We start from the raw sequence: 21,607 nt of genomic DNA, 5'->3' as shown, positions 1-21,607 counted from the left end.
GGTCGGCGACGATGGCCGTAGTAGCCGGCGTTGGCCGCGGTGGGGGGTGCCTCGATCAGTTGGTGGAGGTAGGCGGGGCAGTCGAGGCGGGCCAGGTCGCCGCGGCGCCCAGTTCGGCGGCCACGGTGATCGGGTCGGCCGGCTCGTCCCGGCCGTCCAAACCGGTGATGGCGTCGTAGATCGTGGCGTGCGCCGGGCGGTAGAAGCCGGCGCTCCGGGAGCTTCGGTCTTTCCCGTGTCACCGGCCCTCCGGCCGCTTCCCCTCTACGGCAGGTTCGGGTTCTGCGGCACCGGTTTCGGTTCCGCACGTATGGTCGCGTCGGCATCGGCTCATGCGTCGGGTTCTCGCAGTTCGGTTATCTCACGGTCCCCGACCGTGATGCAGGTGAGCCGGGACGGCGCTTCCTCGTAACGCCAGTTGTCCGGGTCCGACAGGACGGAATCGACCTCGGGCGGTGGAATCTCCCGGCCCTTCAGGTCGGCGGGCCACTCCTCTCCTTGGAAGAGCTTGAGGACCCCCGGGAGGACCACTGGGAGATCAGCCTGCGGAAGACCGGGATGTGCTCGGTCCACTCCTTCTCGTCCTCGCTGCGGGTGTAGTCCGCCAGGATCATCCACAGCGACGACGCCTCACTGGCGTTGACGTACAGGCAGTACTCCTCGTCCGACCAATCCACGACCTGCCTCCAATTTCTTCCTGCAGCGCGCCCCTTCCGGAAGGTGGCCCCTCCGGAGCCCCGTCCCTTCGTGGGGCGGGCGAAGCAGCATCCACGATCATCCCGGCAATGGTGAGGCAGCCGTCGACGATGCCCACGGGCAAGGGTACTTCCTTCCTCGGGCTGGTTGTACGGCGTGCGGGGCGACAGTCTCCCTCACGGCTGTCCTGGGAAGGGACCGGGCCACCCGTAGCGATGTCGCCGGCGAGCAGGGCGGCGATCGTCCGGCGCGGCCGGGTGCGCGGCTGGTTACGGGTGGGGCTAGGAGCGGCGCAGGCGGCGGATTGCGGCGCGCAGGAGGAAGTAGAGGGCGGTGGCGGTGGCCCACAGGGCGAGGAACTGCCAGGCCGCCTTCGGGTCTTGCTGGTCCCAGACGATGGCGGTGACGGCGGGGCCGCCCAGCCACCATGTGATCAGCAGGATTCCGAGGAGTCCCTGCAGGAGGTGCTCCAGGAGGTCGGCGAGGAGCTCTTTCACGGTCGTGTCCTCCGTGCGGTCTTGATCGGGGGCGGGATAGTGGGGGTGACGGCCGTGGTTGTGTGGTGGCCGGTGGGAGACTGAGCGGCCGTGATTGCGCCTTCCTCTCCTCGCCTGCATCAGGTCGAGGTCGTCGATGCGGCCGTGCGCGCCCTGGAGACGTCCACGGCACGGTGGTTCCGGTGGTGGGGAATTTCCGGGTGGGTCAGCCGTCCAGCCCGGCTTCCCGTTTGCGTCGCCGCAGCGCGTGATCGCTGAACAGGTGCCGGCCGCGGTCGAGCAGCTCGCCCACCTCCGCGTCCCCGCACCGCACCTGCGCCGACGGATGCCAGCGCTGCACGGACTGCCTGGCCCAGGTGCGCAGCTTCACGTCCGAGTCCTCCAGCAGCCCGACCGCCGCTCGCAGCGCCACGACCCCGCCGTGTGCGTCGAGGAGCCGGAACGCGGCAACCCGGACATGCCGCGGGTACTCGGCCCCGGTGCGCTCCAGCAGCCGGCCGATGGGCAGTTGTTTCGTCGACGGCAGCAGGGCGACGGTTGTCTCGCGGACGACCGTGGTCGGGTCGTCGAGCAGCGGCCACAGCCGTTCTGCGTCTGCGAGGTCCAGTGCTCGCAGCCCGGCCACCGCCTGCGCTCGCACTCCGGCTGCCGGGTGTGCGAGCAGCGGCCGCAGCAGACCGGCGTCCGCGCGGTTTCCGCACTCGGCCAGCCCGATGACCGTACCGGCGGCAGCCCGGGGTCATCGGGTGTCGCGCACCGCTGCCAGTACCAGGGCGCCGGGTCGTCTCCGTGTTGTCGTACCACGTAGCGGGCGCAGGCGCGTACCAGTGCGGAGCGGTCGGCGAGGAACGGCTCCGCCTGCTTCGGTCGTCCCGCCCGCCGCAGCGCGGTGACGCCGGCCGAACGCGTGCGCGGGCTGCGTGCGGTCAGCAGGGGCGTAGCACTTCGTCGTAGGTGCTGTCCTCGTCCTGCAGGGATGTGAGGCCGCGGTGGCGCACAGGTCCTGGACCACCGTCCTCGTCCCGGGCGGCCGCACGGGCCAGCTCGGCGGGCGGAGGAGCTGGTGCTCGACGGGCCAGCCGGTATCCGAACCGCCTCACGAGGCGGTCGGGGTGGGCGAAGAGAGCGGTGAGCCCCCCGTGAGGTGCCCGGCTCAGGACCTTTCCGAGCAGCTCGACACCGAAGGTGCCCCGGTCGCGGCGGCCGACGCGCAGGATCAGCGGCGCGAGATCGACGGCGGTGTGCGCGTCCAGGACCTGGCGCAGCAGCTTTTGGGCGTGCTCGCGCACGGGTTCGGCCCAGTCGGCGCAGCGGATCACGATCAGCGGCAGCAGGGCGGGGTGCTGCGCCGCCCTGCGCACCGCTTCCTCGCGGATCCGCCCGTCCCCGGTGGCACAGGCGAGGGCGAGCCGGGACTCGCCCAGTTGTGTCAGGTCGGCGGGCAGCGGGCGGTGTGTTCCCACTCCGGCAGGTTGCACCCGGTACCAGGCCACTTCCCGCGCTCCCGCGTCCAGCGCAAGCCAGTCACCGGGGTCGGCGACGACCAGCGCGTCCCGCAGCGGCGCACCTTCCGCCAGGCGCGCCGCCGCCGCTGTCCCGCCCCTGCGGTCCTCACGCATCCCCGCCCCCGCTCCTCCGGCCGTACCGGGGATCGTAGGGCGCGGGCTGCGCGCGGGTCGCGTGAAATATCGCCGGTGACCCTGTCATGGTGCGCCCGGCTGCCTCCTGGTGGTCTGGGCCGTGTTGTGGAACGTGCCGCTCTGCCGGGTCGGCCGTCCGGGAAGTCTCGGGCGGCCGGCCAAGAGAGGTCGTGGGCGATTTCGCCGATGCATGTGTCGGTGGTGGCCTCGTGTTCGCGTCGTGCGCTGTCGCGCAGCGCCGGCGCACATCGACAACCGCTCGGGCACCGGCCATGCGGCCGGTTTCCTCTCCCCCGGCGGGCTGTGGCAGCAGTGGGCCGACGCCCAGCCCTGGCCGGCCGAACCCGCGGACCGACGCGTCGACGAGCTGTGTGCCTTGGTGGACCGGTACGCGCCGATCCCCCGGTAGGGACGCCGCCGCGGCCACCGGCGCCGGCCGTGACCCGCGGGGCCTTGCCCGGAAGCCGGCGACCGGCCCGCCGCGGTCGACCGCGGCGGGCCGGTCGCCGGCTTCCGGGCCATGTGCGGCGCAGGTAGCGGCTGCGGTGCGCAGGAGGAAGTAGAGGGCGGTGGCGGTGGCCCACAGGACGAGGTCGCAGGGCCGTCTTCGGGACCTGCTGGCCCCGGGCGATGACAAGGACACGGCGGCGGACGGTTCCCTCGTCGAGCGTTCCGCGGAAACCCCAGCGCCTGTGCCGAGGAAGCCCGGGGCTTCCCCGGCGCCGTCCCGACATGTGACGCCACACCGCGTGCTCCAGTCCGCCCCGGTCGTGCCCGAGGTGGTCCGCGGCCTGCCCGTGCACCTTGCGCGGCTGCGCGTAGCCCGTCACCTCGACGCCGGCCCCGCGGGCGAACACCCGCCCGTGCACCCCACCGCGACGCCGGACCGGCCGGCCAGGGGCGAGGTGGTCGACGGTCTTCGGCCCGACCCCGTGAACCGCGCACAGCGGCTTTGTTCACGAGAACGGACAGCGAATGTTCACGACTTCGGGAGGCGCGCTGGCCGGTGGCTGTTTGATGCCGTTGGCGACATGTGAGTGGATGGCGGCCGTCACCAGCGCTTGTACGCGGAGAAGGGCCGCACGCTCCCACCGGTACGGACGCCGATGACGAAGTCCTTGTACGGGAACAGGTCCCAGGCACCTCCGATGCGCTCGCGGAAGGCGCGGTCCTCCTCCTCATCACCCGTGACGGCGTCGTACACGTACAGGTTGTCGCCGTACTTGTCGGAGGTGAGCACGGCCATGACCCGGCCGCCCTCCGCGTGCAGTCCGCCGGCGTTGAAGCGGGCGCCGCCGAGGTCGGTGCGCCACGGCTCGCCGCCGGTCGCCGGGTCGAAGGCGACGAGCAGCCCCCAGCTGCCGCCGTCGGTGAGGGCGAACAGCCGCCGTCGGAGACGGCCACGTTCCCGCCGATCGAGCCGTGGGCGCCGGTGGACTCGATCCGTCCCCGGGGGCGGCCGTCGGGGCCGAAGGCGAGGAAGGCACTCACCTCGTCGACGCGCAGCACGATCGGCTCGGTGGAGGTGAAGGCCACGTTCCCGCGCGCGTCGACACCCCGCCGGGCGTCGAGGGGCACGGTCCAGCGGGCCCTGCCGTCGGTCGGATCGAATGCGGCGAGCTTGGCCTCGGTGCCGCAGGCCAGCATGGCGAGGACCTGCTTCGACGCAGCGGCCACCTTGCCCGGCACAGCCCTTCGGCACGGCGGCCGTCCAGCGCTTCGCGCCGCAGTCGCGTTCGTCTCCTGCTCCGGCTGCTGCGTTCTGCCGGGCGGTTCCTCACCGCTGTGCAGGGCGGTTCCGTGGGCGAGGGCCGGGGCACGCCGGGGGTGTCGCCGTGGCGCTGGCGGTGGTCCAGGCGTTCGGCCCAGGCCTCCAGTCGGGTCCCGGCGGTGGAACTGCAGGCCGCGGCCGCCGCCAACCGCCTGCTGCGGGAAGGTCCGGCCGAGCGCGCCCGGACGTTCCTGCTGACCGTGCTCGCCTTCGCCGGTGGCGCCGCCCGCGCCCGGATCCCCGGCGGAACGGACGTGCAGAGCGGGCTCGTGGGCTTCGGGCTCAGTGGTGGCGGGTCGCGCCGTGAACGCCGTCTGACGGATGTCGGTGCCGGGGGCGGTGGCGGGTTCTGCGAGCGGCGCGGCACGGGTGGTCCGGCGGTGGTGGTAGGGCTGTTCCCGGCCGGGCGGCCGGGCGGGTGCCGCCGCGCCTTTGCGGCCGCTTTCGTCCCGGGTTTCAGCCGTTCTGGCTCCGGTTGTCGTCCGGCCGGACCTGGATGTGGTCCTCCTCCAGTTCCAGCAGTACCCGGTCCCGCATGTCCAGGGCCGTCGTGTAGTCGGACGGCAGCTGCAGCCGGCCGGCCCGGTCGAGCATCGCGTACTCGCGGCCACCAGGGACTCCTGACCCGTCGCGTCGACCTCGGTGCGGCGCAGCACCTCCGTGGCCGTGCGGCCGTCGCGGATCGCCACTGTGCGGCGGACCTCGTCGGCGACGGCCTGGTCGTGCGTGACGACCACGATCGTCGTGCCCAGTTCCTCGTTGGCCCGGCGGAACGCCGCGAAGACCTGCTGTCCGGTCGCCGAGTCCAGTTCGCCCGTCGGCTCGTCGGCGAGCAGGACGGCCGGGTCGTTGGCCAGGGCGACGGCGATCGCCACCCGCTGCTGCTGGCCGCCCGACATCTGCTGCGGTCGCCGGTCCCGGCAGTCGGCGACCCCGAGCAGCGACAGCAACTCCTGTGCGCGTCCCGCCCGTTGCCGGCGCGGACCCCGGCCAGCTGCATCGGCAGGACGACGTTCTGCGCCGCCGTCATGTACGGCAGCAGGTTGCGGGCCGTCTGCTGCCACACGAAACCGACCACTTCGCGGCGGTAGCGCAGGCGTGCCTTCGCGTCCATCGCCAGCAGGTCGCGGCCGGCGATCCGCGCGGTTCCGGCGGTCGGCACGTCCAGGCCGGCCAGGATGTTCATCAGGGTCGACTTGCCGCTGCCGGGCCCCGACCAGGGCCATCAGCTCGCCCTGGCGCACCAGCAGGTCGAGTCCCTGCAGGGCCTGTACCTCCACGGCGTCCCCCGCCGCGCTGGCTGAAGATCCGTACCAGCCGGTCGCAGGCGATCAGGCGTCGTGCCCGTAGGCGGGCCGGTCGCGGTGGTGTGCCGCCCGCTGCTCCAGCTCCGCGAGCGACCGTGTCGTAGCGCTCATCGCAAGTCTCCTGCTCTGAGGTGGGTGGTCGGTGTGCGGCGCCCTGCCCACCAGGCCTGTGCTACGGCCACCGATCCCGCCAGTAGCAGCGTGGCCGCCGCGGGCAGGGCCAGCGACCACACGTCGGCCCGCAGCACGGCACCGGCCGGCACCGTGGCCCCGTACGTGTCGGCAAGGGCGAGGCGGTCCAGGTCGATGCCGGGGGCGAGCAGCCGGACCGCCGCCCAGCCCACGGCCATGCCCCCGCCGGCCGCGAGCAGCGCCAGGGGCAGCGTTTCCAGGGCCAGCAGCTGCCGCCCCTGGCGGTTCGTCATGCCCAGGGTGCGCAGGCGGGCGAGCAGGGCCGCGCGTTCCGGTGCGGTCAGCGCCATGCCGAGCACCAGGGACAGCAGGGCGTAGCCGGTGCTCGCGGCGACGGCCCACAGGTAGATCCGTTCGGCGCCGGACTGCAGCGGCGAGTCGGACAGCGCCGCGCGTTCCTCGCTGCGCAGGGTGACCGACAGTCGGGTTCCCGTGTCGCGCACCGCCGTTCGCAGTGCGGCCCCGTCGAGGTCCGGGCCGGCTGCCAGCAGGGACGTGGCACTGCCGGGGCGGGGCAGGCCGGCCGCGTCGACCAGCAGGAAGTCCCCCTCCGGGACCGCCGGTGTGTGCGGTCGCACGGCGGTGATCCGCACGGTGACGGGTCCGCCGTTCGTGTCGATCCGGTGCGGTGCGTGCCCGAGGCGCTCGGCGACCTCGGGGGAGGCGACGGCGCCGAGCACTCCGTCCCCGGTCGCCAGCCGGTCGGCGGTGAAGCCCCCGAGGCCGGTGCGGCGGGCCAGTGCCGCGTAGGCGTCCGGTTCGACGGCGACCACGGCCAGCGACTGTTTGTCCTGCGACACGTGTTCCGAGGCGTGCGAGATGCCCACGGTTGCCACGTCCTGTGCGCCAGGCACGTCCCGCACTGCTCGTTCCAGTCCCGCCGGGAGCGCCGCGCCGTCGGGGGTGTCCACCCGTGCGTCCGCGCCGGTGTGCAGCAGCGCGGCCCGGTCCCGGGTGTCGGCCACTGCGTTCAGCACCGATCCGCCGAACGCGGCCGTGGTCAGGGCCGTCAGCAGGGCGAGCAGCGGCAGCGTGGTGGCGGCCGCCGGTGAGCGGCCCGCCCGGGCCAGGGCCAGGAATCCCACCGCTCCGCGCAGCCGTCCGGCCGGGCCGGCGGCCCGGCGCAGGGGCAGCGGGTACAGCCGGACGAGGACCAGCGCGGCGACCAGTGCGATGAGTACCGGGGCGGCGCTGACCAGCAGGTCGGCGGTGCCTTCGGTGCCCCGGCGGCGCAGAGCCGCCACCGAGCCCGCGGCCAGCGCGAGCAGGGTCAGTTCGACGACCGTCCGGCGTGCGCCGGGCCTGGTGTGTGTGAGGTCGCCGCGCTCCGGGTTCGTGCGTGGTCTGCGGTGTGCCACCATCGCGCGCACCGGCAGGGCGGCGCAGGCGAGCAGGGCCACGGCGCTCGTGGTGAGCGCGGAGGGCAGCAGCCGGGCCTCGTCCACGGCGAGTACCGCCAGCAGCCGCAGGCGGCGGCCGGGAGTGCCGGTAGCGCGCTCTCGGCCAGCAGCCGGCCGCCGATCCCGGTCAGGGAGCCGCCCCGGGCCCGTAGCAGGGCCAGTTCGGTGTCCCGGCGGGCGGCGGCCAGGCCGCCGCTCATCATCAGGACGATCGCGGCGACCGCGGCGATCCCGACGGCCCCGACGGCGACCACGGGTGTGATCGCGTCCCGGGTCCGCGCGTACTCGCCGACGACCTCTTCCAGGCCGGTGAGCAGCTGGGCCGTCGGGCCGGCGGCCTCCCGCAGGTGTACCAGTCCCGGTCCGTCCTCCAGGGAGGCCACCCGGTCGACCAGTGCCTCGGCGTCCGCCGCTGTCAGGTTCTGCACTGCGGGCGCGAACCGCCAGTAGCGCTCCGGTTCGGTCTGTCCGCCGAGCAGTGCAGTGATGTCGACAAGGAGAGACCTCGTGGACGACGTTCTGCGGCGCGCACCGCTCTTCGCGGCGCTCGACGACGAGCAGGCCGCTGAACTGCGCGCCTCCATGACGGAGGTCACGCTCGCGCGTGGCGATCGCTGTTCCACGAGGGGGACCCGGTGACCGGCTGTACGTCGTCACCGAGGGAAAGGTGAAACTGCACCGGACCTCGCCCGACGGCCGGGAGAACATGCTCGCCGTCCTGGGCCCGGCGAGATGATCGGCGAGCTGGCCTGTTCGACCCGGGCCCGCGCACCGCCACCGCCACCGCGCTGACCGAGTCCAAGCTCCTCGGCCTGGGCCACGGCGACCTGCAGCCCTGGCTGAACGCCCGCCCCGGGTCGCCTCCGCCCTGCTGCGCGCGGTCGCCCGCCGCCTGCGCCGGACCAACGACGTCATGTCGGACCTGGTCTTCTCCGACGTGCCCGCCGGGTCGCCAAGGCCCTGCTGGACCTCTCCCGCCGCTTCGGCGTGCAGTCCGAGGAGGGCATCCACGTCGTCCACGACCTCACCCAGAGGAGCTCGCCCAGCTGGTCGGCGCCTCCCGCGAGACCGTGAACAAGGCCCTGGCCGACTTCGCCGGCCGCGGCTGGCTCGCCTGGAGGCCCGCGCGGTGATCCTGCTGGACGTGGAGCGCCTGGCCAAGCGTTCCCGCTGACCCGCCGGGCGCCCCGCGAACCCGGGCGCCCCGCAGACCCGCAGCAGACCCCCTGGAGGGCCCCGCCGACGGCGGGTCCCTCCGGCTCTTCCCCGGCCCGCCGCCCGCGAGGGAAGGCGCACCCCTGGCAGCCGGTCCCCGGACGGCGGGCCCCCCGGGCTGCGCGCCCGGGTCAGATGAGGCCGTGCTCCGTGAGGTACTCCAGCTGCTGCGCGCGGACGGACAGCTCCGCCGCGGCCACAGCGCGCGGTCCACGTCCGCGTAGACGTGGGACACGACCTCGGCCGGGGTCCGGTGCCCCAGCTCGACCGCCGTCTCCACCTGCGCGAGCCGGCTCGCACGGTGCGCCAGGTAGTACTCCACGGCACCCCGCGCGTCCTGCAGGACGGGCCCGTGGCCGGGCAGCACCGTGTCGACCCCACGCTCGCGGGTCAGGCGCTGCAGGCGCCGCAGCGAGTCCAGGTAGTCGCCCAGCCGCCCGTCGGGGTGGGCGACCATCGTGGTGCCCCGGCCCAGGACGGTGTCGCCGGTCAGGACCGCGCCGTCGGCGGGCAGGTGGAAGGAGAGCGAGTCCGAGGTGTGGCCCGGAGTCCCCACGACCCTCAGCTCCAGACCCCCGGTGGTGACCACGTCGCCGGCCGCGAGTCCTTCGTCGCCCAGCCGCAGCGCGGGGTCCAGGGCCCGCACCCTCGAGCCGGTCAGCTCGGCGAAGCGCGCCGCGCCCTCGGCGTGGTCGTGGTGCCCGTGGGTCAGGGTGAGCGCGACCCGCTTGCCCATCCGCTCCGCGGCCGCGACGACGGCGGCCAGGTGCCCCTCGTGCAGCGGCCCCGGGTCGATCACCACCGCGAGGTCGGAATCCGGCTCGGCGACGATCCAGGTGTTGGTGCCGTCGAGGGTCATCGGCGAGGGGTTGGGGGCGAGCACGCAGAACGCGCGCGCGGTCCCCGCGCCGCCGATCGAGGACCGGGGGTCGCCGGGGAGTGCCGCCGCGGTCATGGCGTGCTGCCCTTCGTCACGTGCCGGGTGAACTCCTCGTGCCCCGGCCATTCCAGGACGACGTGCTCACCCTCCAGCCTGGCGGTGGCGAGCACCGGTGTCATGTCGCGCCCCCCGGCGGCGTCCAGCGCCTCCGCCGCCGAGCCGTACGGCAGCAGCTGCCGCAGCGTGCTGATGGTCGGCGGCATCATCGTCAGCTCGCCGGTGTCGTAGCGGGCCGCCGCGTCCCGCGGGAGCACCCACTCGGTGCGGTCGGCCTCGGTGGACACGTCCCTGGTCCGCTGCCCGGCGGGCAGCCCCGCGACGAAGAACCACGTGTCGTAGCGCCGCTCCTCGAACTCCGGGGTGATCCAGCGGGTCCAGGCGCCCAGCAGTCGCTGCGCAGCACCAGGCCCCGGGCGACGAGGAAGTCGGCGAAGGACAGCTCGCGGGAGACCAGCGCGGCGCGGTCCCGCTCCCAGTCGGCACCGGTGGTGTCGGCGACCACCGTGCGTTCGTCGGGGCCGGCCAGCAGCACGCCCGACTCCTCGAAGGTCTCGCGCACCGCCGCGCACACGATGGCGCGGGCGACGGACTCCTCCGCGCCCAGCCGCTCCGCCCACACGGCCGGGGCCGGGCCGGCCCAGCCCAGCTCCCGCTCGTCGCGCGGGTCGACACCGCCCCCGGGGTAGGCGTAGGCGCCGGCCGCGAAGGCCATGGAGGTCCGGCGGCGCAGCATGTGGACGGCGGGGCCGTCAAGGGTGTCGCGCAGCAGCATGACGGTGGCGGCGCGGCGGGGCACGACGGGGCTGAGCTCGCCGCTCGCCAGCGCGCGGATCCGGGCGGGCCAGGAGGGAGGGAACCACTGGCCGTTCGTGGTGGACATGGCCGGATGCTACGGGGTGCCGCCCGGATGTTCGAGAGGGGCCGGAGGGCGGGGTGCGGGGCGGCCACGGGAGGGCGGGCCAGGACCGGTCCCGGAAAGGGCGGGACGGGGCGGGACGGGGCGGGCGGCGCGCCCGGACGGCGGGGGGCGGCCCGGACTGCGGGCGGCGCGCCCGGACGACGGGGGGCCGGCGCGAGCGCGGGCCACCCGCCGTCGGGGGCCGCTCAGTCGGCCAGTTCGACCTGGATCTCGACCTCGACGGGGGCGTCGAGCGGCAGGACCGCGACGCCGACCGCGCTGCGGGCGTGGACGCCCGCCTCGCCCAGGACCTCGCCGAGCAGTTCGCTGGCCCCGTTGAGGACCCCCGGCTGGCCGGTGAAGTCGGCGGCGGAGGCGACGAAGCCGACGACCTTGACGACCCGCTTGACCCGGTCGAGGTCGCCCGCGACGGACTTCACCGCGGCCAGGGCGTTCAGCGCGCAGACGCGGGCCAGCTCCTTGGCCTCCTCCGCGGTGACCTCGGCCCCGACCTTCCCGGTGGAGCGCAGCTTGCCGTCCACCATGGGCAGCTGGCCGGCGGTGAAGACGTAGGGGCCGGACTGCACGGCGGGGGCGTAGGCGGCGAGCGGCGGGACGACCTCGGGCAGGGTCAGGCCGAGGGAGGAGAGCTTGTCCTCGACCGCGCTCATGCCTGCTTCTCCCGCTTGAGGTAGGCCACCAGCTGCTCGGGGTTGTTCGGGCCCGGGACGACCTGGACGAGCTCCCAGCCGTCCTCGCCCCAGGTGTCCAGGATCTGCTTGGTCGCGTGCACGAGAAGCGGCACCGTCGCGTATTCCCACTTGGTCATGCCTGTGACTGTAACGGCTGGGGCGTGCCGCGCCGCGCACTCCCCGGCCGCGGCCGGGACCGCGGTCGCCGCACCGTCCGAAAGCCCGTCCGGACGCCCACCGGGACACCCGCGCGGACGCCCGCCGGGACGCCCGCACGGACGCCTGCCCGGACTGTTCCGCGCCCGGGTGGTTACGCTCCCAGACGTGAGCCATCGACAGTCCGCACCGCACCGGCAGGACCGGGACCGTGACGACGCCCCCGACTGGGAGGGCGTCCGGTTGCACGTCGTGAGCGGCAAGGGCGGCACCGGCAAGACGACGGTCGCCGCCGCGCTCGCGCTCGCCCTGGCGTCCGAGGGCCGCCGCACCCTGCTGGTCGAGGTCGAGGGGCGCCAGGGCATCGCCCAGCTCTTCGAGACCGAGGCGCTGCCCTACGAGGAGCGCAGGATCGCGGCCGGGCCCGGGGGCGGGGAGGTGTTCGCCCTGGCCATCGACCCCGAGCTGGCCCTCCTGGACTACCTGGAGATGTTCTACAAGCTGGGCCGCGCGGGGAAGGCGCTCAAGAAGATGGGCGCGGTGGACTTCGCCACGACCGTCGCCCCCGGCCTGCGGGACGTCCTGCTGACCGGCAAGGCGTGCGAGGCGGTGCGGCGCAAGGGGCCCGACGGCCGCAGGGTGTACGACGCGGTGGTGATGGACGCACCGCCGACCGGGCGGATCACCCGGTTCCTCAACGTCAACGACGAGGTCGCCGGGCTGGCCCGGATCGGCCCGGTGCACAACCAGGCGCAGGCGGTGATGCGGGTGCTGAAGTCGCCGGAGACGGCGGTGCACCTGGTCACCCTGCTCGAGGAGATGCCGGTGCAGGAGACCGTCGACGGGGTGGCCGAGCTGAGGGCCGCGCAGCTGCCGGTGGGCGGAGTGGTGGTCAACATGGTCCGCCCCGCCCTGCTGGACGCGGACGCGGTGGCGGCCGCGGAGGACGGGCGGCGCGCCGAGGTGGTGCGGGCGCTGTCCGCCGCCGGGCTGGGCGGGACCCGCCGCGGCGGGTCGGCCGAGAGGCTGTTCGACCCGCTGCTGGCCGAGGCCCGCGAGCACGCGGAGCGGGTGGCCCTGGAGCACCTGCAGCGGGCGGAGATCGCCGCGCTGGGGCTCCCGGGGTACGAGCTGGGTATGCAGGGCGAGGGCATCGACCTGGCCGGGCTGTACCGGCTGGCTGGGTCGCTGCGGAAGCAGGGGGCGGCGTGAACGCGCGGGACGGTGCTCCGACGGTGTCCGGGCGGGAACCGGCCGGTCCGGGACCGGCGGTGCGGGAACCGGCCGGGCAGGACCCCGCCGGGGCGTGGCGGCCGGCGGAGGACCGGGAGCCGCTGGACGTGGTGCCGCTGGCGGTCGACGCGCTCCTGGACGACCCGGGCACCCGGATCGTGGTGTGCTGCGGGTCGGGCGGCGTGGGCAAGACCACCACGGCCGCCGCCCTGGGCGTACGGGCGGCCGAGCGCGGCCGCCGGGTGGTGGTCCTGACCATCGACCCGGCGCGGCGGCTGGCCCAGTCGATGGGCCTGAACGAGCTGGACAACACCCCCCGCCGGGTGGAGGGCGTCGACGGCTCCGCGGGCGGCGAACTGAGCGCCATGATGCTCGACATGAAGCGGACCTTCGACGAGGTCGTGCTGGCCCACACCGACGCCGCGCGGGCGCGGGCGATCCTGGAGAACCCCTTCTACCAGGCCCTGTCGGCCGGTTTCGCCGGCACGCAGGAGTACATGGCCATGGAGAAGCTGGGCCAGCTGCGGGCGCGCGGGGAGTGGGACCTGATCGTCGTGGACACCCCGCCGAGCCGGTCCGCCCTGGACTTCCTGGACGCGCCCAAGCGCCTCGGGTCCTTCCTGGACGGCAGGTTCATCAAGCTCCTGATGGCGCCGGCCAAGGTCGGCGGGCGGGGTGCGCTGAAGTTCCTGAACGCCGGGATGTCGATGGTGACCGGGGTGCTGAACAAGGTCGTGGGCACCCAACTGCTCGGCGACGTGCAGACGTTCGTGGCGGCGATGGACACGATGTTCGGCGGCTTCCGCAAGCGGGCGGACGCCACGTACCGGCTGCTCCAGGCACCCGGCACGGCGTTCCTGGTGGTCGCCTCCCCCGAGCGGGACGCGCTGCGCGAGGCGGCGTACTTCGTGGAGCGGCTGGCCGCCGACGAGATGCCGCTGGCCGGCCTGGTGCTCAACCGGGTACACGGCACCGGGGCGCCCCAGCTCTCCGCGGAACGCGCGCTGGCCGCGGCCGAGGCGCTCGAGGAGCCGTTCGGGGCGGAGGACCCCGGCGCGGAAGGCCCGGGCCCGGAGGCTGCGGGGGACCCGGACGCGGGGGGCCAGGAGACGGACGGCGTCGCGGGCCTGCCGGGCGGGAGTGCCGGTGGGGGAAGGCAGGCCGGCGTCTCCGGCTCCCCCGCCCGTTCCCCGGAGCTCCTCGCCGCCGGGATGCTGCGCCTGCACGCCGAGCGCATGCAGGTGATGGCGCGCGAGCGCCGCACCCGCGACCGCTTCGTCGCCGTGCACCCGGAGGTGCCCGTCGTGGAGGTGGCCGCACTGCCCGGCGACGTCCACGACCTGGACGGCCTGCGGACCGTCGGAGCGCGGCTGGGCGGCGTCTGACGGCGTGCCGGCGGCGCGTGCCGGGGCACGCGCCGCCGTAAACCTCGGGGCAGCACTCGCGGGGCCGAAGTCGGCCGGGCCGGCGCCTGCCGGTCCGGAGACCGGGGCGGCGCCTGCCGGGCCGGGTCCGTCACCCGGCCTCGGCGTACTCCTCGTCGCCGATCAGCCCGCCGGTGCCCCGCTCGTACTCGGTGCGCGCGGTCTCCAGCAGGCGCCGCCACGAGGTGACGGTGGGGCGCCGGCGCAGCAGCGCGCGGCGCTCCCGCTCCGTCATGCCGCCCCACACGCCGAACTCGACGCGGTTGTCCAGTGCGTCCGCCAGGCACTCGGTGCGCACCGGGCATCCCGTGCACACTGCCTTGGCGCGGTTCTGCGCCGCACCCTGGACGAACAGTTCGTCCGGATCGCTGGTGCGGCAGGCTGCCTGCGCACTCCAGTCGGTAACCCAGTTCATGACTGGCGCCGTCCTCTCCCGAATCGAGGCTCCCCCACGGCGGCAGGCGGCATATTCACCGCTGCCAGTTGAGGACGTTACGGAAGTGAGACACGGCGCAACAGCCCCTTCGGGCCCAATCTCGAATGGCCCGAACGGACTATGTGTATACGGCAGATCACCCACCGGAGTGACCTGAGGGCATTCGGGACACAAGGGGCATTCCGCCCTCTGTGCACATTCGGTGATCCGTATCCCCTGGCATATGACAGGAATTCGGTCAGCTCTCATCACCCACAAGAGTGACGAAGGAGGGTGGACGAACCGGCCCTCCCGTGCTCGTCCCGTCCAGGTTAGGCGAACAAGGGGGCGCACGTCCCGGGAATCGCAACGTAGGCTTCCCCCCATGGCTTTCAAGCGCTCGGGCGGCGGAGCCTCTGTCACACAGGCCGCCGCGAAGTTCCTCGGAGTCAGCGTGCTGGCGGGGGTCGTGACGGCCGGCATCGCTCTTCCGGCGGTCGGCTCGATGGGTCTGGCCGCCAAGGGCAGCATGGAGAGCTTCGAGGAGCTCCCCGGCGAACTCAAGAGCCCCCCGCTCAGTCAGGCGTCGAAGATCCTCGACTCCGAGGGCGGGCTCATCGCCACCGTCTACTACCGCGACCGCACGGTGGTGCCCCTGAAGGAGATGTCCCCGTACATCCGGCAGGCCATCGTGGCCATCGAGGACGCCCGCTTCTACAAGCACGGCGCGATCGACCTCAAGGGCATCCTGCGCGCGCTGAACAAGAACGCCCAGGAGGGCGGCGTCGCCGAGGGTGCCTCCACCCTGACCCAGCAGTACGTGAAGAACGTCTTCGTCGAGCAGGCCGGCAACGACGCGGACGCCGTGGCCCGGGCGACCCAGCAGACCGCGGGCCGCAAGATCCAGGAGATCAAGTACGCGATCCAGATCGAGGAGGAGCTGGGCAAGGACAAGATCCTCGAGAACTACCTGAACATCACCTTCTTCGGCCAGCAGGCGTACGGCGTCGAGGCCGCGTCCAGGCGGTACTTCAGCAAGTCCGCCAAGGACCTCACCCTGCCCGAGGCCGCGATGCTCGCCGGCCTCGTCCAGTCCCCCAGCCGCTTCGACCCGACCACCGCCCCGAAGGAGGCCGTCAAGCGCCGCGCCCTCGTCCTGCAGCGCATGGCGGACGTCGGCGACATCACCCAGGCCGAGGCCGACAAGGCCAAGAAGGCCGAACTGAACCTGAAGGTCAGCAAGCCCAAGAACGGCTGCATCACCGCCGTCGACGGCGCCGGCTTCTTCTGCGACTACGTGCGCAACGTCTTCTACAACGACAAGACCTTCGGCAAGACCCCGGAGGAGCGCCGGAAGCGCTGGAACGAGGGCGGTCTGACCGTCCGCACCACGCTGAGCCCCAAGGCGCAGAAGTCGGTCCAGGCGTCGATCGCCAAGCACGTCTACAAGGACGACAAGGTCGCCACCGCCGTGACCATCGTCGAGCCCGGCACCGGCAAGATCCTGGGCATGGGCCAGTCCCGCCCCTACGGGTTCGGCGAGAACGAACTCCAGATCAACCTGTCCGTGGACCACGCCATGGGCGGCTCCAACTACGGCTTCCAGGTCGGCTCGACGTTCAAGCCGATCATCGCGGCCGCAGCCCTGGAGCGGGGCGTCAGCACCGCCAAGACCTACACCACCAGCAGCACCCTGAACGCCGCCGGCAAGCCGTTCGTCGACATGAGCGGCCAGACCTTCACCACCTGCGGGGGCACGGCCCCCACCGACGGCTGGAAGCCCGAGAACGAGAACGACAAGGAGATCGGCGCCTTCGCCATGTCCAAGGCGCTGAAGCTGTCGGTCAACACCTACTTCGTCCAGCTCTCCAAGGACATGGGGCTGTGCCCCACCGCCACCCTGGCGAAGAAGATGGGCCTCAAGCAGGCCGACGGCAGCCACATCAAGCAGTACCCGTCCATGGTCCTCGGCATCGGCCAGATGTCCCCGCTCAACATGGCGTCCGCCTACGCAACGTTCGCCTCCCGCGGCACCTACTGCACCCCGGTGGCGATCGAGGGGATCACCACGGCCGACGGCAAAAAGCTCGACGTGCCGAAGTCCTCCTGCAACCGGGTGATGTCGGAGAAGACCGCCGACAGCATCAACACCATGCTCAACGGCGTCGTCGAGGACGGCACCGGCACCAAGGCCGGCCTGGGCGACCGGCAGAGCGCGGGCAAGACCGGCACCACCGACGGCCGCAAGGCCGCCTGGTTCGTCGGCTACACCCCGAACATGTCCGGCGCCGTCTGGGTCGGCGGCCCGACCGGCGACGTCGAGATGACCGACATCTCCATCGGCGGCGTCTACCACCAGAAGGTCTTCGGAGGCGGTGTGCCCGGACCCATCTGGCGCGACGCCATGTCCGGCGCCCTGGCCGGGACACCCGCCCAGAGCTTCAACATCGTGTCGATCGCCGAACCGGCCAAGCCCGCGGACAAGGACAAGGGGCGGGACGACAGGGGAAAAGGCGAAAGGGACGGTAACGACGACACGTCGGACCGTCCCGGTTTCTCCTGGCCCGAGATCTCCCTCCCGCCCGACTTCCTCGGCGGCAACGACAACGGCGGCGGCAACGGCGCCAACGGCGCCACCGCCCAAGGCACCGACAGCACCACCACCGGCACCACGGGCACCACAGGCACCACGGGTGACGTCGGCGACATCAGCGGCATCGGCGGGTTCACCGGCCCCGGAAACGGCTAGCCGGAGAGCATGAGGACGTGAGGAGGGGCGCCCCGTTCGGGGCGCCCCTCCTCACGTCCTCACACATGCACCACGGCGCCCGCCGCGCGGACGGTGGTCGCACGAGCGGCCGCCCCGCGGCCGGCGGGCCCCGCGTCCCGCCGCCCCGGCGTCCGGCGGCTCCGGGCCCGGCGGCAGTACGAGCCCGTCAGCAGGCTGCCAGCAGGTCGCCAGCGGGCCGTCAGCCGGCCAGCTGCCGCTTCACCTCGGCCGCCACCCGGCCGCCCTCGGCGCGCCCGGCCACCTTCGGGTTCACGACCTTCATCACCGCGCCCATCGCCCGCGGCCCCTCGGCCCCCGCGGCGGCGGCCTCCGCCACGGCCTGCCGGACGATCTCCGCCAGCTCCGCGTCGTCCAGCTGCTTCGGCAGGTAATCGGCGAGCACCTCGCCCTCCGCGCGCTCGCGCTCCGCCTGCTCGGGCCGGCCGCCCTGCGCGAACGCCTCCGCGGCCTCCCGCCGCTTCTTGGCCTCGCGGGCGATCACCTTCTGCACCTCGTCGTCGGACAGCTCGCGGGCGGTCTTGCCCGCGACCTCCTCGTTGGTGACGGCGGACAGGGTGAGCCGGAGCGTCGAGGAGCGCAGCTCGTCGCGCGCCTTGATGGCAGCGGTCAGGTCGTCCTGGAGCCGCTTCTTGAGCGTGGTCATGGCACCGAGTCTGCCAGGCCCCGGCCCCGGCACGCGCGCGGATTTGGCCCCGGCGGGGCGTCTGCGACGATGGGGCGCATGCGAGCGCGTTTCGGAGTACCCCTGGGAATCACCGCAGTAGGCGCCGCGTGCGTGGCGTACGCGGCGGGCTACGAGGTCCGGTCCTTCCGGCTGCGGCGTGTGGAGGTGCCGGTCCTGCCGAAGGGCATGCGGCCGCTGCGCGTGCTGCAGGTCTCGGACATCCACCTGGTCTCCGGGCAGAACAAGAAGCGGCGGTGGCTGCAGAGCCTGGCCGCGCTGCGCCCCGACTTCGTGGTCAACACCGGCGACAACCTCTCCGACCCGGAGGCGGTGCCCGAGCTCCTGGACGCCCTCGGCCCCCTCATGGAGTTCCCCGGCACCTACGTCTTCGGCTCCAACGACTACTACGCCCCCCGGCTGCGCAACCCGGGCCGGTACCTGGTGGAACGGTTCACCGGACGGCACGGCGCCAACGGCAACGAGCCGGCCCGCAACGTGCCCCGCAACCCGTGGGAGGACGTCCGGGACGGCTTCGACGCCGCCGGCTGGGTCGGCCTGAGCAACACCCGCGGCCGGCTCAAGCTCGACGACGGCACCGAGATCGCCCTCACCGGCCTGGACGACCCGCACATCAAGCGCGACCGCTACGACGAGGTGGCCGGCGGCCCCGAGGAGGACGCGGACCTCGCCCTGGCCGTCGTCCACGCCCCCTACCTGCGGGTGCTGAACGCCTTCACCGCCGACCGGTACCCGCTGATCCTCGCCGGGCACACCCACGGCGGCCAGCTGTGCATCCCCTTCTACGGCGCCCTGGTGACCAACTGCGACCTGGACACCGACCGGGTCAAGGGACTGTCCACCCACCACGCCGGAGGCCACGAGTCCTACCTGCACGTCTCCGCCGGCTGCGGCACCAACCGCTTCACCCCCGTGCGCTTCGCCTGCCCCCCGGAGGCCACCCTGCTGACCCTGGTGCCCCGGGAGGCGTGAGAGAACGGCCCCGGTACCGGGAGCGGGCCCCGGGGGACAGGTTCCCAGGGCCGGAGGGCCCGCGACCTGCCCTTCGGGGGGGCGGGCCCGCTCCCGGAATCGGATTTCGTCTCCGGGGGATGCGTCCGCTAGAGTAGGTCCAGTCGCCGGGGGAAACCCGGAGCAGTACGGCGACACCGGGGTGTAGCGCAGCTTGGCAGCGCGCTTCGTTCGGGACGAAGAGGTCGTGGGTTCAAATCCCGCCACCCCGACAGCCGAAACACCAGGTAGGGCAGGTACTGAATTCAGTGCCTGCCCTACCTGTTTCTGCCTGCGTGTCTATCTGCGTGACTACCGCTTTCCGCGTGACTACGGCCGCCGTTCCTGCGTGCCGAAGATGCCGTCCATGACCACGGCGCCGGTCTGGATCACGGGCCGGATCTGCTTCCGGTAGACCTCCTCGGTCACGGCCGTCCCGGAGTGCCCAACGAGCCGGGAGATCTCCTCCAGTGGAACGCCCCGGTCGGACAGCAGAGACACGAAGCTGTGCCGCAGCTCCCTCGGAGTCCACTCATCGGCGTTGATCCCGTCGATGCCCTTGAGCGCCTGGCGGAAGGCACGACGGACGTTGGCCGCGTCGAGCGGCTTGCCCACGGCCGAGGAGAAGACGAGCCCGTGTTCCTCCCACTTGTCGCCGGCGGCGAGCCGGTCCCACCCCTGATCCTCGAACTGCTGCCAGAGGGCTTCGACGCAGCGCGCCGGCAGAGCGAGCGTGCGCCGGGACTTCCGGGTCTTGGTGTCCCCACCCCGGCGGACCGATCGCCACACCGCGATGTGCGGAGGCTGCGGCGGGTCGGCGTCCGGCTTGCCCTTGAGGAAGACGTGGTCCCAGGTGAGCGCCCGCAGCTCCTCGGTGCGGGCACCGGTCAGCAGTGCGACGACGATGTACGCGTACATCGAGGTTCCCTCGGCGCCCTTGAGCACGGCCTCAGCCTGGGCGAAGGTGAGCGCCTTGGAGGGTCGCCCGGCTTGCCCCTGGGGCACCGAGCACAGCTCTACGACGTTCCGCTTCACCTTGTCCCGGGCCATGGCCCGCTTGACCGCGCGGTTCAGGCACGAGTGGATCGCCTGGAGGGTGCGCGTGCTGAGTGCCTGCGCCTTAGCGGCAAGCCAGCGGTCGACGTCTTCGGCGCTCAGGTCGCGGAGCTTACGGGCGCCGAGGGATGGGATGACGTGCGTCTGGCTCAGGAGCGCACAGGTCTTGGCCGTGCTGGGGTCGATGCCCACCAGGCCGTACGTGAGCCAGTCCGTCACCGCATCCTTGACCGTGTAGTTGGTGGGGGCGATCGCGAGGCCGTCCTCGTGGTCCCGCAACACCTCCTTGAGTTTGTTCTTCGCCTCCGTCTTGGTCTTGCCACTCCCCCGCTTGACGATCCGCTTCCCACTCGGATCGAAACCGAGGTTCGCCGTGGCGATCTACCGTTGCCGCTTCTCATCCCAGTGCAGGCCGCCGTCACCGCGGCTTCGACGCTTGGTCATCAGGCCGCACGCTCAAGGCGGCTCGCTCCGCTCACCGCGCGCGGCCCGCGGACCGGGCCGCCGCTCCTGTCTCCGCCCCGCTCCAGCCCGGCCGGCACCCGGGCCGCGCTCACAGCCCTATGTCCAAGGTGAGACAGTTGGCCTTCCAGCAGCGCACCAAGTTACGGAGCCAGGCACGGAGGGCCTAAGAGCTCGTAACACGATCTTGTTGAACTGCCCTGGTAGGCCGTGCCCGGTGTGACGATTCGGCCGTTCGAGAGGGTGTGACTACCCGGCCGTGGATCGTGGACGATGACCTGTGGGCGCTGATCGAGCCGCTCCTGCCATCCTGGCCCGAGAAGGCTCCCGGTCCACGGCCCGTGTCGGACCGGTTGTGCCTGCAGGGCATCCTCTACGTCCTGTACAACGACATCGCCTGGCAACTGCTCCCCCTTGAGCTGGGGTTCGGCTCGGGGCAGACCTGCTGGCGGCGCCTCGAGCGCTGGCAACAGGCCGGAGTCTTCGACCAACTGCACCGCGTCCTGCTCGCCAGGCTGCACGCGGCCGGCGAGCTGGACTGGTCCAGAGCATGCGTCGACGGTTCCCACGTCCGCGCCAAAAAGGGGGAGCCGACACCGGTCCGTCGCCGGTCGACCGGCGGAAGACGGGCAGCAAACACCACCTGATCTGCGACGGACGCGGCACCCCGCTCAAGGTCATCACCACCGCGGCCAACGTCAACGACGTCACCCAGACCCTCGCCCTGGTCGACGGAGTCCCACCCGTCGCCGGCCGCCCGGGCCGACCCCGCCGGCGCCCCGAGGCCCTCCTCGGAGACAAGGGCTACGACTCCAACCCCAACCGCCGCGAACTGCGCAAACGCCGGATCCTGCCGGTCATCTCCCGCAAGGGCAGGCCTAACATCAAGGGCCTGGGCAAGCTCCGCTACGTCGTCGAGCAGACCTTCGCCCTCCTCCACCAGTTCAAGCGCCTCGCCGTCCGCTGGGAACGCCGCACCGAGCTCCACGACGCCTTCGTCTCCCTCGCCTGCAGCCTCATCTGCTGGAGACGCCTCAAGAAGGCCAACTCATGATCGTGTTACGAGCTCATACGGAGCATTCTTGCACCCGCCACTGACAACTCGGGCTCAGCGCACGGGCTTTGACGCAACCCACCTACTGAACGCGAC

18 protein-coding genes, 1 tRNA gene and 4 pseudogenes are annotated in these 21,607 nt (G+C 72.8%); 8 read left to right on the top strand and 15 right to left on the bottom strand.

Going from position 1 to position 21,607, the window contains the following annotated elements; translation table 11 throughout:
• Positions 1-55: 55 nt before the first annotated feature.
• The 5 genes from GQS52_RS28400 to GQS52_RS27790 form a co-directional block, all read right to left on the bottom strand.
• Positions 56-169, bottom strand: coding sequence for a hypothetical protein (locus tag GQS52_RS28400; RefSeq protein ID WP_346268274.1), 114 nt, complete (start codon positions 167-169; stop codon positions 56-58).
• 304 nt (positions 170-473) lie between these two features.
• Positions 474-677 carry a hypothetical protein gene (locus tag GQS52_RS13570; RefSeq protein ID WP_182313700.1) on the bottom strand — a complete coding sequence of 68 codons (204 nt, stop codon included), beginning with the start codon at positions 675-677 and terminating at the stop codon, positions 474-476.
• 300 nt (positions 678-977) lie between these two features.
• Positions 978-1,193, bottom strand: coding sequence for a hypothetical protein (locus GQS52_RS13565; protein ID WP_182311069.1), 216 nt, complete (start codon positions 1,191-1,193; stop codon positions 978-980).
• Between the two features lie 205 nt (positions 1,194-1,398).
• Positions 1,399-1,833, bottom strand: coding sequence for a hypothetical protein (locus GQS52_RS27795; protein ID WP_259370761.1), 435 nt, complete (start codon positions 1,831-1,833; stop codon positions 1,399-1,401).
• A 286-nt stretch (positions 1,834-2,119) separates the two neighbouring features.
• Positions 2,120-2,812 carry a hypothetical protein gene (locus GQS52_RS27790; RefSeq protein WP_259370760.1) on the bottom strand — a complete coding sequence of 231 codons (693 nt, stop codon included), beginning with the start codon at positions 2,810-2,812 and terminating at the stop codon, positions 2,120-2,122.
• A gap of 241 nt (positions 2,813-3,053) precedes the next feature.
• On the opposite strand from GQS52_RS27790, the gene GQS52_RS13555 reads away from it, so the two are divergent.
• The gene (locus GQS52_RS13555) at positions 3,054-3,242 is read left to right on the top strand and encodes a DUF6000 family protein (protein WP_182313699.1); all 189 of its coding nucleotides are present in this window, start codon (positions 3,054-3,056) and stop codon (positions 3,240-3,242) included.
• Positions 3,243-3,884: 642 nt separating this feature from the next.
• On the opposite strand, the gene GQS52_RS13550 is transcribed toward GQS52_RS13555, so the two are convergent.
• The 3 genes and pseudogenes from GQS52_RS13550 to GQS52_RS13540 form a co-directional block, all read right to left on the bottom strand.
• Complete coding sequence (locus tag GQS52_RS13550) at positions 3,885-4,079, bottom strand: hypothetical protein (protein ID WP_182313698.1); 195 nt, start codon at positions 4,077-4,079, stop codon at positions 3,885-3,887.
• Between the two features lie 981 nt (positions 4,080-5,060).
• Positions 5,061-6,022, bottom strand: a pseudogene (locus tag GQS52_RS13545) (ABC transporter ATP-binding protein).
• Positions 6,019-7,548, bottom strand: a complete 1,530-nt coding sequence (locus tag GQS52_RS13540; protein ID WP_182313697.1) for an FtsX-like permease family protein — start codon at positions 7,546-7,548, stop codon at positions 6,019-6,021. The pseudogene GQS52_RS13545 and the gene GQS52_RS13540 overlap by 4 nt, the downstream one beginning before the upstream one ends.
• Before the next feature lie 462 nt (positions 7,549-8,010).
• Between GQS52_RS13540 and GQS52_RS13535 the strand changes: the two are divergent.
• Positions 8,011-8,677 (top strand): annotated as a pseudogene (locus tag GQS52_RS13535) (Crp/Fnr family transcriptional regulator).
• 172 nt (positions 8,678-8,849) lie between these two features.
• Here the strand turns inward: GQS52_RS13535 and GQS52_RS13530 are convergent.
• The 4 genes and pseudogenes from GQS52_RS13530 to GQS52_RS13515 form a co-directional block, all read right to left on the bottom strand.
• Positions 8,850-9,673: pseudogene (locus GQS52_RS13530) on the bottom strand (MBL fold metallo-hydrolase).
• Positions 9,670-10,538: pseudogene (locus GQS52_RS13525) on the bottom strand (NUDIX hydrolase). The pseudogenes GQS52_RS13530 and GQS52_RS13525 overlap by 4 nt, the downstream one beginning before the upstream one ends.
• A 224-nt stretch (positions 10,539-10,762) precedes the next feature.
• Positions 10,763-11,227: a RidA family protein gene (locus tag GQS52_RS13520; RefSeq protein WP_182313696.1), complete on the bottom strand. Its 465-nt coding sequence runs from the start codon at positions 11,225-11,227 to the stop codon at positions 10,763-10,765.
• The gene (locus GQS52_RS13515) at positions 11,224-11,385 is read right to left on the bottom strand and encodes a DUF4177 domain-containing protein (RefSeq protein WP_003975360.1); all 162 of its coding nucleotides are present in this window, start codon (positions 11,383-11,385) and stop codon (positions 11,224-11,226) included. The genes GQS52_RS13520 and GQS52_RS13515 overlap by 4 nt, the downstream gene beginning before the upstream one ends.
• A gap of 262 nt (positions 11,386-11,647) precedes the next feature.
• On the opposite strand from GQS52_RS13515, the gene GQS52_RS13510 reads away from it, so the two are divergent.
• The gene (locus tag GQS52_RS13510) at positions 11,648-12,616 is read left to right on the top strand and encodes an ArsA-related P-loop ATPase (protein WP_182316426.1); all 969 of its coding nucleotides are present in this window, start codon (positions 11,648-11,650) and stop codon (positions 12,614-12,616) included.
• A gap of 128 nt (positions 12,617-12,744) precedes the next feature.
• Positions 12,745-14,022, top strand: coding sequence for an ArsA family ATPase (locus tag GQS52_RS13505; RefSeq protein WP_259371115.1), 1,278 nt, complete (start codon positions 12,745-12,747; stop codon positions 14,020-14,022).
• 130 nt (positions 14,023-14,152) lie between these two features.
• Here GQS52_RS13505 and GQS52_RS13500 read toward each other — a convergent pair whose 3' ends face one another.
• The gene (locus GQS52_RS13500; RefSeq protein WP_182313694.1) at positions 14,153-14,476 is read right to left on the bottom strand and encodes a WhiB family transcriptional regulator; all 324 of its coding nucleotides are present in this window, start codon (positions 14,474-14,476) and stop codon (positions 14,153-14,155) included.
• A 385-nt stretch (positions 14,477-14,861) separates the two neighbouring features.
• Here GQS52_RS13500 and GQS52_RS13495 point away from each other — a divergent pair, with 385 nt between their 5' ends.
• Positions 14,862-17,225: a transglycosylase domain-containing protein gene (locus tag GQS52_RS13495; protein WP_182313693.1), complete on the top strand. Its 2,364-nt coding sequence runs from the start codon at positions 14,862-14,864 to the stop codon at positions 17,223-17,225.
• Between the two features lie 220 nt (positions 17,226-17,445).
• Here the strand turns inward: GQS52_RS13495 and GQS52_RS13490 are convergent, their stop codons facing one another.
• Positions 17,446-17,910, bottom strand: coding sequence for a GatB/YqeY domain-containing protein (locus GQS52_RS13490; protein ID WP_182313692.1), 465 nt, complete (start codon positions 17,908-17,910; stop codon positions 17,446-17,448).
• Positions 17,911-17,988: 78 nt separating this feature from the next.
• Between GQS52_RS13490 and GQS52_RS13485 the strand changes: the two genes are divergently transcribed.
• Both GQS52_RS13485 and GQS52_RS13480 read left to right on the top strand, forming a co-directional pair.
• Positions 17,989-18,921: a metallophosphoesterase gene (locus GQS52_RS13485; RefSeq protein ID WP_182313691.1), complete on the top strand. Its 933-nt coding sequence runs from the start codon at positions 17,989-17,991 to the stop codon at positions 18,919-18,921.
• 177 nt (positions 18,922-19,098) lie between these two features.
• Positions 19,099-19,172 (top strand) — tRNA-Pro (locus tag GQS52_RS13480).
• Positions 19,173-19,269: 97 nt separating this feature from the next.
• Here the strand turns inward: GQS52_RS13480 and GQS52_RS13475 are convergent.
• On the bottom strand, positions 19,270-20,334 hold the full coding sequence (locus GQS52_RS13475; RefSeq protein WP_259371114.1) for a tyrosine-type recombinase/integrase: 1,065 nt from the start codon (positions 20,332-20,334) through the stop codon (positions 19,270-19,272).
• A gap of 368 nt (positions 20,335-20,702) precedes the next feature.
• Here GQS52_RS13475 and GQS52_RS13470 point away from each other — a divergent pair.
• Positions 20,703-21,511, top strand: a protein-coding gene (locus tag GQS52_RS13470) for an IS5 family transposase (protein WP_259370759.1) whose coding sequence is annotated in 2 segments (ribosomal slippage) — positions 20,703-21,036 and positions 21,036-21,511 — 810 coding nt in all. Because the reading frame shifts where the segments join, the coding sequence is not laid out codon by codon here.
• Positions 21,512-21,607: the final 96 nt, after the last annotated feature.

Source organism: Streptomyces sp. SCUT-3, assembly GCF_014083985.1.
Lineage (GTDB): Bacteria > Actinomycetota > Actinomycetes > Streptomycetales > Streptomycetaceae > Streptomyces_H > Streptomyces_H thermolineatus.
This window is presented reverse-complemented; position numbering and strand designations above follow the sequence as displayed.

Bases quoted from the DNA above. Each gene is read 5' to 3' on its own strand.
- GQS52_RS27790 (WP_259370760.1), bottom strand. From the start codon at position 2,812: ATGCGTGAGGACCGCAGGGGCGGGACAGCGGCGGCGGCGCGCCTGGCG.
- GQS52_RS13550 (WP_182313698.1), bottom strand. From the start codon at position 4,079: ATGGCCGTGCTCACCTCCGACAAGTACGGCGACAACCTGTACGTGTAC.
- GQS52_RS13520 (WP_182313696.1), bottom strand. From the start codon at position 11,227: ATGAGCGCGGTCGAGGACAAGCTCTCCTCCCTCGGCCTGACCCTGCCC.
- GQS52_RS13515 (WP_003975360.1), bottom strand. From the start codon at position 11,385: ATGACCAAGTGGGAATACGCGACGGTGCCGCTTCTCGTGCACGCGACC.
- GQS52_RS13500 (WP_182313694.1), bottom strand. From the start codon at position 14,476: ATGAACTGGGTTACCGACTGGAGTGCGCAGGCAGCCTGCCGCACCAGC.
- GQS52_RS13495 (WP_182313693.1), top strand. From the start codon at position 14,862: ATGGCTTTCAAGCGCTCGGGCGGCGGAGCCTCTGTCACACAGGCCGCC.
- GQS52_RS13490 (WP_182313692.1), bottom strand. From the start codon at position 17,910: ATGACCACGCTCAAGAAGCGGCTCCAGGACGACCTGACCGCTGCCATC.
- GQS52_RS13485 (WP_182313691.1), top strand. From the start codon at position 17,989: ATGCGAGCGCGTTTCGGAGTACCCCTGGGAATCACCGCAGTAGGCGCC.